The organism is Streptomyces sp. NPDC023838 (assembly GCF_040639555.1).
Taxonomy (GTDB): Bacteria; Actinomycetota; Actinomycetes; order Streptomycetales; family Streptomycetaceae; genus Streptomyces.
On sequence record NZ_JBFAAD010000011.1, the window covers coordinates 90,531 to 105,209 of the forward strand.

14 protein-coding genes are annotated in these 14,679 nt (G+C 71.6%); 9 read left to right on the plus strand and 5 right to left on the minus strand.

The window, feature by feature from the left end; all coding sequences use genetic code 11:
- The first annotated feature begins 57 nt into the window (after nt 1-57).
- Nucleotides 58-1,752, plus strand: coding sequence for a serine/threonine-protein kinase (locus AB0G17_RS16315; protein WP_361382005.1), 1,695 nt, complete (start codon nt 58-60; stop codon nt 1,750-1,752).
- 123 nt (nt 1,753-1,875) lie between these two features.
- On the opposite strand, the gene AB0G17_RS16320 is transcribed toward AB0G17_RS16315, so the two are convergent.
- Nucleotides 1,876-2,913 (minus strand): LacI family DNA-binding transcriptional regulator, encoded by a 1,038-nt coding sequence (locus tag AB0G17_RS16320; RefSeq protein ID WP_361382008.1) that lies wholly within the window; start codon nt 2,911-2,913, stop codon nt 1,876-1,878.
- 183 nt (nt 2,914-3,096) lie between these two features.
- Between AB0G17_RS16320 and AB0G17_RS16325 the strand changes: the two genes are divergently transcribed.
- The 5 genes from AB0G17_RS16325 (at nt 3,097) to AB0G17_RS16345 (ending at nt 8,168) form a co-directional block, all read left to right on the plus strand.
- The gene (locus AB0G17_RS16325) at nt 3,097-4,059 is read left to right on the plus strand and encodes an ROK family protein (protein WP_361382011.1); all 963 of its coding nucleotides are present in this window, start codon (nt 3,097-3,099) and stop codon (nt 4,057-4,059) included.
- A gap of 286 nt (nt 4,060-4,345) precedes the next feature.
- The gene (locus AB0G17_RS16330; protein ID WP_361382376.1) at nt 4,346-5,638 is read left to right on the plus strand and encodes an ABC transporter substrate-binding protein; all 1,293 of its coding nucleotides are present in this window, start codon (nt 4,346-4,348) and stop codon (nt 5,636-5,638) included.
- Between the two features lie 53 nt (nt 5,639-5,691).
- The gene (locus tag AB0G17_RS16335) at nt 5,692-6,606 is read left to right on the plus strand and encodes a sugar ABC transporter permease (protein ID WP_361382014.1); all 915 of its coding nucleotides are present in this window, start codon (nt 5,692-5,694) and stop codon (nt 6,604-6,606) included.
- A complete protein-coding gene (locus tag AB0G17_RS16340; RefSeq protein WP_361382017.1) occupies nt 6,603-7,526 on the plus strand; it encodes a carbohydrate ABC transporter permease in 924 nt (307 codons plus the stop codon). Before AB0G17_RS16335 ends, AB0G17_RS16340 begins: the two co-directional genes overlap by 4 nt.
- A gap of 132 nt (nt 7,527-7,658) precedes the next feature.
- On the plus strand, nt 7,659-8,168 hold the full coding sequence (locus tag AB0G17_RS16345) for a DUF3761 domain-containing protein (RefSeq protein WP_361382020.1): 510 nt from the start codon (nt 7,659-7,661) through the stop codon (nt 8,166-8,168).
- A gap of 25 nt (nt 8,169-8,193) precedes the next feature.
- Here AB0G17_RS16345 and AB0G17_RS16350 read toward each other — a convergent pair whose 3' ends face one another.
- A complete protein-coding gene (locus tag AB0G17_RS16350; protein WP_361382023.1) occupies nt 8,194-8,370 on the minus strand; it encodes a hypothetical protein in 177 nt (58 codons plus the stop codon).
- Between the two features lie 241 nt (nt 8,371-8,611).
- On the opposite strand from AB0G17_RS16350, the gene AB0G17_RS16355 reads away from it, so the two are divergent.
- Nucleotides 8,612-9,649, plus strand: coding sequence for an NUDIX domain-containing protein (locus tag AB0G17_RS16355; protein ID WP_361382026.1), 1,038 nt, complete (start codon nt 8,612-8,614; stop codon nt 9,647-9,649).
- Nucleotides 9,650-9,703: 54 nt separating this feature from the next.
- Here the strand turns inward: AB0G17_RS16355 and AB0G17_RS16360 are convergent, their stop codons facing one another.
- A complete protein-coding gene (locus tag AB0G17_RS16360; RefSeq protein WP_361382029.1) occupies nt 9,704-10,390 on the minus strand; it encodes an MBL fold metallo-hydrolase in 687 nt (228 codons plus the stop codon).
- Between the two features lie 111 nt (nt 10,391-10,501).
- Nucleotides 10,502-11,866 carry a dipeptidase gene (locus AB0G17_RS16365; protein ID WP_361382032.1) on the minus strand — a complete coding sequence of 455 codons (1,365 nt, stop codon included), beginning with the start codon at nt 11,864-11,866 and terminating at the stop codon, nt 10,502-10,504.
- Between the two features lie 170 nt (nt 11,867-12,036).
- On the opposite strand from AB0G17_RS16365, the gene AB0G17_RS16370 reads away from it, so the two are divergent.
- A complete protein-coding gene (locus AB0G17_RS16370) occupies nt 12,037-13,266 on the plus strand; it encodes a geranylgeranyl reductase family protein (protein WP_361382035.1) in 1,230 nt (409 codons plus the stop codon).
- A 58-nt stretch (nt 13,267-13,324) separates the two neighbouring features.
- Here AB0G17_RS16370 and AB0G17_RS16375 read toward each other — a convergent pair whose 3' ends face one another.
- The gene (locus AB0G17_RS16375; protein ID WP_361382038.1) at nt 13,325-13,777 is read right to left on the minus strand and encodes a nitroreductase family deazaflavin-dependent oxidoreductase; all 453 of its coding nucleotides are present in this window, start codon (nt 13,775-13,777) and stop codon (nt 13,325-13,327) included.
- Nucleotides 13,778-13,954: 177 nt separating this feature from the next.
- Here AB0G17_RS16375 and AB0G17_RS16380 point away from each other — a divergent pair, with 177 nt between their 5' ends.
- Nucleotides 13,955-14,656, plus strand: a complete 702-nt coding sequence (locus AB0G17_RS16380; protein ID WP_361382041.1) for a TetR/AcrR family transcriptional regulator — start codon at nt 13,955-13,957, stop codon at nt 14,654-14,656.
- Nucleotides 14,657-14,679 lie beyond the last annotated feature (23 nt).

The window sequence follows — 14,679 nt, forward strand, 5'->3', positions numbered from 1 at the left end:
TCACCGCTGCCCCTTACCCTGGACGCGACCACCATCACCACAGGGAACGGGGCAGCGGTGTCTTCGGGGGAGAACGACCGGCTCGCGGGGCGGTACCTGCTGGTCGAACAGCTGGGCAGGGGCGGCATGGGCGTCGTGTGGCGCGCCGTCGACGAGGTGCTGGGCCGCGAGGTCGCGGTCAAGGAACTGCGGACGTACACGGACGCGTCCGCGCCCGAGCTGGGCGACCTCCGGCTGCGCATGCAGCGCGAGGCCCGCGCCGCCGCGCGCGTGCGTCACCCCGGAGTGGTCGCCGTCCACGACGTCACCGAGCACGAGGGCCGGCCGGTCATCGTGATGGAGCTCGTCGAGGGACCCTCGCTCGACGGCGTACTGGCCGCGCGCGGCGCGCTGGACGCGCGCGAGGCGGCCGCCATCGGCGCCCGGGTCCTGGAGGCGTTGGGCGCGGCCCACCGCGCGGGCGTGCTGCACCGCGATGTGAAGCCCGGCAACATCCTCCTGGAGTCCGGCGGCCGGGTGGTGCTCACCGACTTCGGCATCGCCGCCATGGAGGACCCGGGCGACGGCGCGGCCACGCATCTGACCCGCAGCGGCGAACTGGTCGGCTCCCTCGACTACCTGGCGCCCGAGCGCGCCCAGGGCCAGGACCCCGGCCCCGCCTCCGACGTCTGGGCGCTCGGCGCCACGCTGTACGCGGCGGTGGAGGGCTCCTCGCCGTTCCGCCGCACCTCCACCTGGTCGACGCTCTCCGCGATCGTGGCCGAGCCGCTGGCCGAGCCGGTACGGGCGGGGGCGCTCGGGCCCGTCCTGCGCGAGCTGATGCACAAGGACCCGGCCCGCCGCCCCGACGCGGACACGGCGGCCCGGATGCTGGCCGCGGTGGCCGAGGGCCGGGACCCCGGCCTCGCGCCGCCGCCGCAGGCGCCGCCCGTGCCCGCGCCGCAGCCTGTCGCACCGCCGCGCGAGGCGACCGTACGGGACGTGCTGCCGCACCGGCCGCAGGGCTTCGGCCCGGTGGTCACCCAGCAGCCGACGGCGGCCGTCGACCCGTCCCCGGGGCGCGGCAGGGCCCGGGGCATGGTGGCGGCGGGCGTCGCGGCCGTCGTCCTCACGGGCGCCGGAGTCACGTACGCCCTGGTGGGCACCGGCGACGACGACGGCGCCCGGCAACAGGCCGTCGGCTCGGCGAGCAGCGCGAGTCCGTCGGCGTCCGGAGCCCAGGACGGCACGGGCGGCGCGTGGGACGGCGGCGGGCCCAGCGCCGCGAGCCCCGGCCCGACCGGCGACCGGGCCCGCACCTCCGCCTCACCCGGCGCGACCCGCCCCGCCAAGGACGGCAAGGACGGCAAGCCCGCCGGGGGTGACAAGGGCGGCACCACCCCCGGCAAGGCCCCGACGGGCGGCTACGCCACCGCGACCCCGGGCGGCGCCGCAGGCACCGCGGGCGGCGGCACGGGCTCCACGCCCGCCCCGCCCTGCCACTCCATCGGCGCGGGCAAGTTCGACTGCCAGGTGTGGCGCACCGCGAAGAGCTACCGGCACGACGGCGGCGAGATGGGCGTCCTCAACGCGGGCACCAACTACTTCTACTGCCAGGTCGACCTGGGCCGCCGCGAGACGTACGGGAAGTGGACCAACACGTACTGGGCCCGCACCGACGACGACAGCGGAAACACCAACGTCTACGTGAGCGTGGTCTACCTCAAGGGCGGCGCCAACAACGCACCGGTGCCGGGGCTGCCGGTGTGCTGAGCGGGGGCTAGTGAGCCGGTCTTGAGTTTCCGCGACACCACGTGAGGTGCGTCCAGCACCAAGCCGCTGGCTAGCGGACCGCCGATAACACGATCGGTGACGCAGAATCTCGAAATCGGGACACTAGCTGTCGGCGGGCGGGGGGATCTCGCCCGACCCCCGCGCGATGAGCGTGGTCGGCAGCACCACGCGCGCGGGGGCCTCGTCGACGCCGTCGAGGCGTCGGAAGAGCCGTTCCGCCGCCGTGCGGCCGAGCGTCGCGGAGTCCTGCGAGATGACGGTGATGCCGAGCAGATCGGCGAGCTCGATGTCGTCGAAGCCGACCAGGGCGACCGGGCGCTCCCGGCCCGCCAGGACCCGTACCGCCGTCACGGTCACCCGGTTGTTGCCCGCGAAGATCGCGGTGACCGGCTCGGGGCCGCTCAGCATCTCCTCGGCCGCCGCGCGCACGCGCTCCGGCTCGGTGGAGCCGAGCGCCACCCACGCGTCCGCGACCGGCAGCCCGGCGTCCTCCATCGCCGCCCGATAGCCGCGCAGCCGCTCGGTGGCGGTGTGGATGCGCGGCTGGTCGCCGATGAAGCCGATCCTGCGGTGGCCGTGCGCCACCAGGTGCGCGACGCCCTCGCGCGCGCCGCCGAAGCTGTCGGAGAGCACCGCGTCGGCGTCGATCCGCCCGGCCGGACGGTCCACGAACACGGTCGCGACCCCGGCCTTTATCTCGGGCTCCAGATAACGGTGGTCGCCGCCCGCCGGGATCACGATCAGCCCGTCGACCCGGCGGGCGCAGAAGGCCAGCACCAGCTCTTGCTCGCGGTCGGCGTCCTCGGCGCTGGAGCCGTTGATCAGCAGCGCCCCGTGCGCCCGGGCGACCTCCTCGATCGCGCGGCTGAGCGGCCCGTAGAACGGGTCGGCCAGATCCTCCAGGACGAGCCCGATGGAGGCGGTGCGCCCCTTGCGCAGCACCCGCGCGCTGTCATTGCGGCGGAACCCCAGGGCTTCGATGGCCTCCGTGACGCGGCGCTCGGTGTCCGGGGTGACCCCGGCCTCGCCGTTGACCACCCGGGAGACCGTCTTCAGCCCTACACCGGCGCGGGCGGCGACATCCTTCATGGTGGGCCGGATGCCGTAGCGGGGCTCATGGCGGCGGGCGTTCTCGGCCACGTGCGGTGTCCTGTCGTCGTCGGGGCTCAGCGGGCCCGGGGCGCGGTGCGCGGGATGTCCGGGGCGGATCCGTGGGGATCGTGGTGTGGCGTCGAGCATAGGCCCTGGACAACGTTGTCAGGTGAATGGAGACTGTTCATCCGACCAGCTTGGCACCCTCGCCCACCAGGAGATCCGACACCGATGCAGACCGACCTCGTCGCCGCGCTCGACATCGGCGGCACCAAGATCGCCGGAGCGCTGGTGGACCCCGGTGGCCGACTGCTCGTACGGACCCAGCGGGCGACCCCCGCCCGGGAGGACGGCGAGACGGTGGCGCGAGCCGTCGACGAGGTCCTCGCGGAGCTGGCCGGATCCGCGCTGTGGGGGCGGGTCACGGCGCTGGGGATCGGCAGCGCGGGCCCGGTCGACGCGTCCAACGGCACGGTCAGCCCGGTCAACATCCCCGGCTGGCGCGGGTTTCCGCTGGTGGCGCGGGTGCGGACGGCGACCGGCGGGCTCCCCGTAGAGCTCGTCGGCGACGGTGTGGCGATGACGGCCGCCGAGCATTGGCTGGGCGCGGCCCGCGGCTACGACAACGCGCTGTGCATGGTCGTCTCCACCGGCGTCGGCGGAGGTCTCGTCCTCGGCGGCCGGCTCCACCCGGGCCCCACCGGCAACGCGGGCCACATCGGCCACATCAGCGTCGACCTGGACGGCGACGCCTGTCCGTGCGGGGCGCGCGGCTGTGTGGAGCGGATCGCCAGCGGCCCGAACATCGCCCGCCGCGCGCTGGAGGGCGGCTGGACGCCGGGGCCCGACGGTGACACCTCGGCCGCCGCCGTGGCCGCCGCCGCCCGGGCCGGGCACCCGGTCGCGCTGGCCTCGTTCGAGCGGGCCGCGCAGGCGCTGGCGGCGGGCATCGCGGCCACCGCGACCCTGACGGAGATCGAGATCGCGGTGATCGGCGGGGGAGTGGCCGGAGCGGGCGACATCCTCTTCGCGCCGCTGCGCCGCGCCCTCCAGGACTACGCCACGCTCTCCTTCGTCCAGGGCCTCAAGGTCGCCCCGGCTCTGATGGGCACGGACGCGGGCCTGGTCGGCGCCGCCGCCGCGGCGGCCGGCGCTCCGACGACTCCTCGCCGAGTGGTACGTACAGGAAGCTGACCCATCGTCACCTTCCTCCGGATCCAAGGCGGATGAACCGATTCGGTGCGCCTTTCTGCCCCTGATCCGGCGACGCGCGTTTGCGGTAGAGCTTGTTGGACTCTGTTGGAATAGAACTGGTAACGGTTACCCGGGGTCGCGTCAAAACCCTTGACGTCCCCATCACTTGAGGGTGTGATCCAAGCCACGCGTTCGGTTGTGTTGGGTTGCACCCTGGAGGAGGGGGAACATGGCGCAGTCATCGTTCAGAAGTCCTGCCGTGCCCGGCAGCGTGACGGGACATCGGATGTCCCGGCGCGGTCTCCTGCGGAGCGCCGCATTCGGCGCCGGGGCGGTCACCCTCCCCTCGCTGCTCTCCGCCTGCGACAGCGGGCCCGGAGGCGACGCCAAGACGATCCGGCTGGGCTCCAACTCGTCGGACGCGGTGCCGAAGAAGGCGTTCGCGGAGGCCTTCAAGGCGTACGGGCAGCAGTCCAAGGAAGGCCGCACGGTCAAGGTCAACACCGTCGACCACAACACCTTCCAGGAGAACATCAACCGCTATCTCCAGGGCAAGCCCGACGACGTCTTCATGTGGTTCGCCGGGAACCGCATGCAGTTCTTCGCCAAGAAGGGGCTGCTGCACGACATCAGCGACCTGTGGCAGAACTTCCAGGGCTTCTCGCCGGCGCTGAAGGCGCAGTCGACGGGCGAGGACGGCAAGCAGTACCTCACGCCGTATTACTACTACCCATGGGCCGTCTTCCACCGCAAAAGCGTCTTCCAGCAGCACGGGTACCAGGCGCCCAAGACGCTCGACGAGTACATCGCGCTCGCCAAGCAGATGCAGAAGGACAAGCTCGTACCGATCGCGTTCTGCGACAAGGACGGCTGGCCCGTGATGGGCACGTTCGACTACATCAACATGCGCAGTAACGGTTACGACTTCCACCGCGACCTGATGGCCGGCAAGGAGGCGTGGACGGACAAGCGGGTCAAGGAGGTCTTCGACACCTGGCGCCGGATCCTGCCGTACTGCCAGAAGGGCGCCAACGGCCGCACCTGGCAGGAGGCCGCGCAGAGCCTGCAGAAGAAGGAGGCGGGCATGGCGGTGTTCGGACTGCCCCACGCGGGGCAGCAGTTCCCGGTGTCCGAGCAGGACGACATCGACTTCTTCCCCTTCCCCGTCATCAACCCGGAGCACGGTCTGGACGCGGTCGAGGCGCCCATCGACGGGTTCCTGCTCGCCAAGAACTCCAAGAACCTGAAGAACGCGAAGAACATGGAGAGCGCCAAGGACTTCCTGAAGTGGCTCGCGACCCCGAAGGCCGAGGACATCTACCTCGCCAGTGACCCCAACAACATCGCGGTCAACAGCGGTGCGGACACCTCCAAGTACAGTGCGCTCCAGAAGAAGTCCGTGGAGCTGATCTCCGGTGCCAAGCAGATCTCGCAGTTCATGGACCGCGACACCCGGCCGGACTTCTCCTCCACCGTGATGATCCCGGCACTGCAGAAGTTCATCGGCAACCCGAACGACGTGGACGGGCTGGTCAACGACATCGAGCGGCAGAGGAAGACGATCTTCGCCGCGGACTGACGCCGGACGTCCGCCAACCGGCCCGCCCCCGCACCGACTTGGAGTACTCAGCCGTGGCGCTCATCTCCGCACGGCGCGCCGGACGACGAGGGCCGCGGCGGTTCACCGCACGCGATCTCGTCGTCCTCGGCGTGCTGCTGGGCATACCCGTCCTGCTCGACCTCGCCATCGTGTGGGGCCCGACCCTCGCCTCCGTCGTCCTCTCCTTCACCAGCTGGGACGGGATCGGCGACATCAAGTGGGTCGGTACGGAGAACTACACCAACATCTTCACCAACTACCCGCCCTTCTGGCCGGCGGTCCGCCACAACCTGATGTGGCTGGCCTTCCTCGGCTTCGTCGCCGTCCCGTTCGGGCTGCTGCTCGCCGTACTGATCGACCGGGGCGTCCGCTTCAGCCGCTTCTACCAGTCGACGCTCTACATGCCGGTCGTGCTGTCGCTCGCCGTCGTCGGCTTCATCGCCCAACTGGTCTTCTCCCGCGACCAGGGCGCTCTGAACGCGCTCATCGGCGACAAGGAGAACCCGACCGACTGGCTGGGCGACCCGGACCTCAACATCTGGATGATCCTTCTGGCGGCGGCCTGGCGGCACACGGGCTATGTGATGATCCTCTACCTGGCCGGGCTGAAGGCAGTGGACCCCACGCTCAAGGAAGCGGCGGCGATCGACGGCGCCGGGGAGGCCCAGACGTTCTTCCGGGTCGTGCTGCCGACCCTGCGCCCGGTCAACGTGATCGTGGGCGTGATCACCGTCATCGAGTCGCTGCGGGCCTTCGACATCGTGTACGCGGTCAACCACGGCCGCAACGGGCTCGAGGTGCTCTCCGTGCTCGTCACCGACAACATCATCGGCGAGGCCAGCCGCATCGGCTTCGGCTCCGCCATCGCCGTCGTGCTGCTGACCGTCTCCCTTGGGTTCGTCGTGACGTACCTGGTTCAGGAGATCCGAGGGGAGAAGAGCAGATGACCGTGGACACCGCCCCCGTCGCCCCCGTGACCGCCCGGCCCGCGCCGCCCCCGGCCCGGCGCCGCCGTGTCCGCCCCGGACGCCTGGGCGTGCACGCCTTCCTGATGGCCGTCTCGCTGGCCTTCCTCGCCCCGCTGCTGCTCGCGGTGTACGCGTCGCTGCGCCCGTACGACGAGACGGCCGAGTACGGCTACTTCTCGCTCCCCAAGCACCTCTCCTTCGACTACTACCAGCAGGCCTTCAGCGACTCCGGCATGACGAAGTACTTCGTCAACACGCTGATCATCGCGGTGCCGGGCGTACTGGTGACGCTGTTCCTGGCCTCGTTCGTGGCCTTCGCGGTCTCCCGCCTCAAGCTGCGCGGCGGCATCGTGCTGCTGATGCTGTTCACGGCGGGGAACCTGCTGCCCCAACAGGTGATCGTCACCCCGTTGTACGTGCTGTTCAACCGCATCCCGCTGCCGTACTGGATGTCCGACTCGATGACGATGTTCGATTCGTACTGGGCCGTCATCCTGGTCCACATCGGGTTCCAGATCGGCTTCTGCGTCTTCGTCCTGGCCAATTTCATGCGCACCCTCCCGCAGGAGATCCTGGAGGCGGCGATCGTCGACGGCGCGGGCGTGTGGACCCAGTACTGGCGCATCACTCTGCCCCTGTGCCGCCCGGCCCTGGCGGCCCTGGCCACGCTCCAGTTCACCTGGATGTACAACGACTTCCTGTGGGCCCTGGTCTTCATGTCCGACGGCGACAAACTCCCGGTCACCTCGGCCCTGAACAACCTGCGCGGCCAGTTCTTCACCGACTACAACCTGCTGGCGGCGGGCTCGGTCATCGTGGCTCTGCCGACACTGCTGGTGTTCCTGTTGCTCCAGAGACACTTCATCGCGGGGCTGACGCTGGGGTCGAGCAAGGGGTAGAGCGCACGTCCGTACGCAAAGCGAACAAGTGTCGGGCAAGTGGCTGAATCCATGCGGTAACGAATGCGCAACTACCGCCATCGGTGACCCTCCGCAGCGATGAGATGGCCGTCTCATCACCCAGGGGGCCACATGAATCGCGCACGTATCTCCACCCTCGCCGCCGGATTCGTCGCGGCCGCGGCGCTCGCCCTGACCGGCTGCGGCGGCGGCTCCGGGGACGGCAGGGCGGGGGAGACGGCCGTACCCAGCCAGTCGTCACCGGCCCCGGCGGCCCTCGCGACCAGCGAGAGCCCGACACCCACGCCGACTCCCACCCCGACCCCCACCCCCACGCCCAGCGATCCCGCCCCGCTGCTGTCGCTCACGACCGCGCCGGACAGCGGCGGTACGGGCGGCGGAGGAACCGCGTCCGGCGGCTCGGGCGATGTGGCCGGATCGGGCGACACAGGTGGCTCGGGCTCGTCCGGCGGTTCCAGCTCGTCCGGGGGTTCGGACGGTTCGGACGACTCGGGCGGTACCGGTGGCAGCGACAACCACGGTGGTGCCACCGCGCTCTGCAACGACGGCACGTACTCGTACGCGGCCCACCACCGGGGCGCCTGCTCGCACCACCGGGGTGTGGCGGTCTTCTACCGGTAGTCGGCGGCGCGGCCGGGGGCGGGGCTCAGTGGACCGCCTCCGGCGTGTACTGGCGCACGACCACCAGGAACGCGTCCGACTCCAGGTCCATCACGACCTCCGCCGGCACGCCCTCGTCGCGGCGCTCGCGCGCGAACTCCTCGGCGGGCCAGCTGCCGCGCGGGCCGCCCGCGGGAAAGCGCTCCAGCACAGTACGACGCATCCGTCGCACCCCCTCACTCTCTTCCGGCACTCGCACAACGATGTTCCCATCAGATGCGTTACGGCCCCCCGTGGCCGGTGCTCATGGACAAGGACGCGTCGCGCGGCCGGAAAGGCTCGCGCAACGTGCAACAGCGTCGCCACAGTTGTGGACAAGATCAGGGCGCCCGGTTCCGCCCCGGCGTTTCCGTGGCACTCTGTTGCGGGCAATCCACTGGGGGCTATGGAAGAGGGGGGAAACCGTGATCGTCTGGATCAACGGTGCGTTCGGCGCGGGCAAGACGAGCACCGCGCGTGAACTGGTCGACCTGATCCCGAACAGCACGTTGTACGACCCCGAGGTGATCGGCGCCGTCCTGAGGCACCTGCTTCCGCAGAAGCGCCTCGCGGAGGTCGGCGACTACCAGGACCTGCCCAGCTGGCGGCGGCTGGTGGTGGAGGGCGCGGCCGCGCTGCTCGCCGAGGTCGGCGGGGTGCTCGTGGTGCCCATGACGCTGCTGCGGCAGGAGTACCGCGACGAGATCTTCGGCGGCCTCGCCGCCCGTCGCATACCGGTGCGGCATGTGCTCCTGACCCATGAGGAAACGATCCTGCGCGGCCGGATCGCCGACCGGGTCGAAGTCCCCGACGACCCCGAGGCCAGCGAGCGCTGCCGCCAGTGGGCGTACGAACACATCGAGCCCTACCAGGCGGCCCTCGGCTGGCTGGCCGGCGACGCCCACGCCGTCGACAACGGCGCCCTCACCCCGCGCGAGACCGCCGAGCGCATCGCCGAGGCCGTACGCACCGGGGCCGCGCCCGTCAGCGAGATCGTCCAGACCCCGGAGCCGACCGCCGAGACACTTGCCGCCGGGGTGCTGCTCTTCGACGAGAGCGACCGGGTGCTGCTGGTGGACCCGACGTACAAGCCGGGCTGGGAGTTCCCCGGCGGTGTGGTGGAGCGCGGCGAGGCGCCCGCCCGGGCGGGCATGCGCGAGGTCGAGGAGGAGATAGGGATACGGCTCGACCGGGTGCCCCGCCTCCTCGTCGTCGACTGGGAGCCTCCCGCCCCGCCCGGCTACGGCGGGCTGCGGCTGCTCTTCGACGGCGGCCGGCTCGACAGCGCCGGAGCCGGGAAGGTCCTGCTGCCCGGCTCCGAGCTGCGCGACTGGCGGTTCGTCGGGGAGGAGGAGGCGTCCCGGCTGCTGCCGCCCGCCCGTTACGAACGGCTGCGGTGGGCACTGCGGGCCCGGGAGAAGTCGACGGTGCTCAACCTGGAGGCGGGGGTGCCCGTGGGCTGAGGCGGAGTGCCGGTGGGCTGAGGCGCGGTGCCGGTGGGCTGAGGCCGTCGCGCGTCAGCCCTGTTCCGCCGTCTCCCGCAGCACCTTCGCCGTGTCCCGCGTCAGCGGGTCCCCGTGCCCGAAGCACGCCACCGACGGGGCGAGCGCGGCGAGACGGCGGAAGGAGGCCTGCGCCTGGGCGCGGTCCACGTTGAAGACGCCCAGCATCACCTGGCCGACCCCGGCCACGCAGTCGCCGGTGAAGAGCACGCCGTGGCGCGGCAGATGGACGCCGATCGAGCCGTCGGTGTGGCCGGGGGAGTGGACCACCACCGCGCCGCCGCCGAAGTCGAGCACTTCGCCGTCCTCGACCTCGCGGTCGACCCGCGTCGGGGGTGCCTCCGGCACCGTCAACGCGTGCTCGTACAGCGGAAGTTCCCACTCCAGCAGATCCGGCTCCGGAACCGGCCGCTCGCCCCGGATCACCGGCGCGTCGAGCCGGTGGGCGATCACCTCGGCTCCGTACCGCTCGGCCAGCTCCCCGGCCGCGCCGTAGTGGTCGCGGTGGCCGTGGGTGATGACGATCCGGCGGATGGCGGCCGGGTCGAGGCCGAGACCGACGATCGCCTTCTCCATCGGTGCGGCGGCGTTGATGTCGCCCGCGTCCACCAGGGTCAGCTCGTCCCCGTCGCGCCACAGATACGCCTGGCCGATCGGGAAGCGGAACATGTGCAGTTCGGGAGTGACTTGTACGAGATCCATGCGGCGAACGTATGGCGGCGACGGCGTCCGCCGCATGGATCTACGCTCTGCGCGATTCCGCCGAGAGCGTGAGGGATCCGTCACACCCCCAGGAGGAGGCGTGACGTTTCGTCAGGCCTGCTTGGAGCGCGCATAGTTGACCAGGAAGTGCGCCTCGGCCACCGAGAGCCGCTCCAGCTCCTGCGGCGACACGCTCTCGTTCACCGCGTGGATCTGCGCCTCCGGCTCGCTCAGCCCGATCAGCAGGATCTCGGCGTGCGGGTAGAGCGCGGCGAGGGTGTTGCAGAGCGGGATCGAGCCGCCCATGCCGGAGGACTGCATCTCCTCGCCCGGGTACGCGATCCGCATCGCCTCGGCCATCGAGGTGTACGCGGGGCTGGTGATGTCCGCGCGGAACGGCTGGCCCTGGCCGACCTGCTCGAAGGAGACCCGCGCGTTCCACGGCGTGTGCTTCTCGATGTGCGCGAACAGCAGCTTGGTCGCCTCGGCCGCGTCCACACCCGGCGGCACCCGCAGGCTGATCTGCGCCCGCGCGCTGGCCGGGATGGACGGGGTCGCGCCCGCCACCGGGTGGCAGTCGATCCCGATCACGGTGACGGCCGGACGCGCCCAGATGCGGTCCGCGACCGTGCCGGTGCCGGGCAGCCCCACCCCGTCCAGGACCTTGGCGTCCTTGCGGAACTCGCCCTCCGGGTACTGCAGCCCCTCCCACGAGGCGTCGGCGGGCAGCCCCTCGACGGCCGTCTGCCCGTTCTCGTCGCGCAGCGAGTCCAGTACGCGGATGAGCGCGGCCAGCGCGTCGGGCGCGGCGCCGCCGAACTGGCCCGAGTGCAGGTTGCCTTCGAGGGTGTCGACGCGCACCCGGATCATCGTCATGCCGCGCAGGGTCGCGGTGACCGTCGGAAGGCCGACCCGGAAGTTGCCGGTGTCGCCGATGACGATCGCGTCGGCCGTCAGCAGCTCGGGGTGCGTCTCGGCGTACCGCTCCAGGCCGCCGGTGCCCTGCTCCTCGGAGCCCTCGACGATCACCTTCACCGAGACCGGGACGCCGCCGTTCGCCTTCAGGGCACGCAGCGCCAGCAGGTGCATGATGAAGCCGCCCTTGCAGTCGGCGGCCCCGCGTCCGTACCAGCGGCCGTCGCGCTCGGTCAGCTCGAACGGCGGGCTCAGCCACGCGGACTCGTCCAGCATCGGCTGTACGTCGTAGTGCGCGTACAGCAGCACGGTGGGCGCGTCCGCGGGGCCGGGCAGGTAGCCGTAGACCGACTGGGAGCCGTCCGGGGTGTCGAGCAGGGCCACGTCCTGGAAGCCCTCGTCGCGCAGCGCCCCGGCCACCCAGGCGGCGGCCGCCTCGCACTCGCTCCTCGGCGCCACCGCCTCGTCCGCCACCGAACGGAACGCCACCAGTTCCGTGAGCTCCGCCTGTGCGCGGGGCATCAGTGAGGCGACGGTCTCGGCGATCGGATTGACGGTCATGGGCACGCTCCTCGTGGGTGCGACGTTGATGTACGTGTACGTGTACGCAAGTGCACGTGAATGTATGACGAAGGTGGGCCCGATCCTCCCACAGGGTGGGTCGGGGCCACCGCGCCGTAGGATGCCGTCGTCAGCTTGACCACGGGTCGGATCAGGAGCAGAAGCCCATCGTGAGCAGCGAGAACGCAGATGCCGGGACGCAGCACGACGAGCCGCAGGCCTCGTCGGTGTGGGATGTCGTCGTGGTCGGCGCCGGACCCGCGGGGGCCTCGGCGGCCTACGCGGCGGCGGTCGCGGGCCGGCGGGTGCTCCTCCTGGAGAAGGCCGAACTTCCCCGCTACAAGACGTGCGGCGGCGGCATCATCGGACCGTCGCGGGACGCCCTGCCGCCCGGGTTCGAACTCCCCCTGAAGGAGCGGGTGCACGCGGTCACCTTCTCCCTCAACGGCAGACTGACGCGCACCCGCCGCTCCCGGCAGATGCTCTTCGGCCTGATCAACCGGCCGGAGTTCGACGCCGCCCTGGTCGAGACGGCCCAGAAGGCGGGCGCCGAGCTGCGCACCGGAGTGACCGTCCAGCGCGTCGAGCAGCACGGCTCGGCCGTGCCCGACCGGCGCACGGTGGCGGTCGTCCTGGCCGGCGGCGAGACCGTCCTCGCGCGCGCGGTCGTCGGCGCGGACGGCAGCGCGAGCCGGATAGGAGCCCATGTCGGCGTCAAGCTCGACCAGGTGGACCTCGGCCTGGAGGCGGAGATCCCGGTGCCCGCGACGGTGGCCGAGGACTGGGCGGGCCGGGTGCTCATCGACTGGGGGCCGATGCCGGGGAGTTACGGCTGGGTCTTCCCCAAGGGCGACACCCTCACGGTCGGGGTGATCTCGGCGCGTGGCGAGGGCGCCGGGACCAAGCGGTACCTGGAGGACTTCATCGCCCGGCTCGGCCTGGCCGGCTTCGAGCCCGCGATTTCGTCGGGCCATCTGACCCGTTGCCGCAGCGACGACTCGCCGCTCTCGCGCGGCAGGGTCCTGGTGTGCGGGGACGCGGCGGGGCTGCTGGAGCCGTGGACCCGGGAGGGCATCTCGTTCGCGCTGCGCTCCGGGCGCCTCGCGGGCGAGTGGGCGGTGCGGATCGCGGAGTCCCAGGATGCGGTGGACGCCCGCCGCCAGGCGCTGAACTACGCCTTCGCCGTCAAGGCGGGCCTCGGCGTCGAGATGGGCGTCGGCCGCCGGATGCTGACGCTCTTCGAGAAGCGCCCGACGATGCTGCACGCCGCGATCACCGGCTTCCGCCCGGCCTGGAAGGCCTTCGCGGACATCACCCGTGGCTCGACGACCCTGGCCGGCATGGTGCGTACGCACCCGATGGCGCGGCGGGTCCTGGACATGGTGGACCGCCGCTCCTAGGGCCTGTCCGGTGGGGCTCGGTGCCGGGTGGCGGGGGTCCCGGAGGCCGGGGCCCCGCTCAGGCGTCGACGGTTATGCGGAACACCGGGTGGTCGGGCGCGGCGGCGAGCAGTTCGTCGTCGCTCGACTTCGCGGTGACGCCCTGGAAGTACTGGTTCACCTCCCACCCCCAGCGCTCCAGGTAGGTGCGCAGGACGGCGGTCTTCTCGCTGTCCGGGACCTCCACGGCGGTGAAGGTACGCAGCTTGCGGCCGATCCGCAGCTCGCCGCCGCCCGCCGCCCGCATGTTGCGCACCCACTGGGAGTGCCCGCGGGCCGAGATGAGGTACTGCGCGCCCTCGTACGTGTGCGGGTTGACCGGCACGCGCTGCATCTGGCCGCTCTTGCGGCCGCGCACCGAGAGCTCGGCGGTGCCGGCCAGGCTCACGCCGTGGCGGGCGAGCCAGCCGATGACGCTGTTCATCTTGACGGCGAAGCTGCTGGCCTGGAGGTAGTACGGCTGCGACGACATCGAGGGCTCCCTGCGGTGACTGCGATGGCTTCGAGAGCACTGCTCTCGCTTGAGAGCAGTGTGCACGCGACTGCTGCTCCAAAGCAAGAGCAGTGCTCTCGAATTTTTCTGGGGCTCGTCGGCCGGATCAATGCTCTCGTTCCAGGGCACTGCTCTCGGCAGTGGCACAATGTCCCCATGAGCACCGTCCAGGGCGCCCGAGCCCGCGCGCGTACCGAGATCACCGCGGTCATCAAGGACGAGGCGAGAAGACAGCTCGCCGCCGAAGGCGCCTCGAAGCTGTCGCTGCGCGCCGTCGCCCGCGAGCTCGGCATGGTCTCCTCCGCCCTCTACCGCTACTTCCCGAGCCGCGACGACCTGCTGACCGCGCTGATCGTGGACGCCTACGACGCCGTGGGCGAGGCCGCCGAGCGGGCGCTCGCGCAGGCCGCGCCCGCCACCGCGACCGCCGAGCGCTGGGTCGCCGTCTGCCAGGCGGTACGGGCCTGGGCGCTGGCCCACCCGCACGAGTACGCGTTGATCTACGGCTCGCCCGTGCCCGGGTACACCGCGCCCGAGGCCACCATCGGCCCCGCCTCGCGCGTCGGGCTCGTGCTCATCGGGATCGTCCGCGAGGCGCACCGGGCCAGGGGCATCGCCGTGCCCCGGCTCGCCCCCGAGCTGCGGGCGGAGGCCGAGCGGATGGCCGCCGACTTCGCGCCCGGGCTGCCCCCGGCGGTCGGCCCCGCGCTGGTCGCGGCGTGGGCGCAGCTCTTCGGGCTGATCTCGTTCGAGCTGTTCGGCCAGTTCCACCGCGTCGTCGAGGAGCGGGACGCCTTCTTCGCGCACGCGGCCGCCGGGCTGGCCGCATCGGTGGGCCTGGTACTCCCCGGGGAGTAGCCGTGATCACCACGCACGGCTGA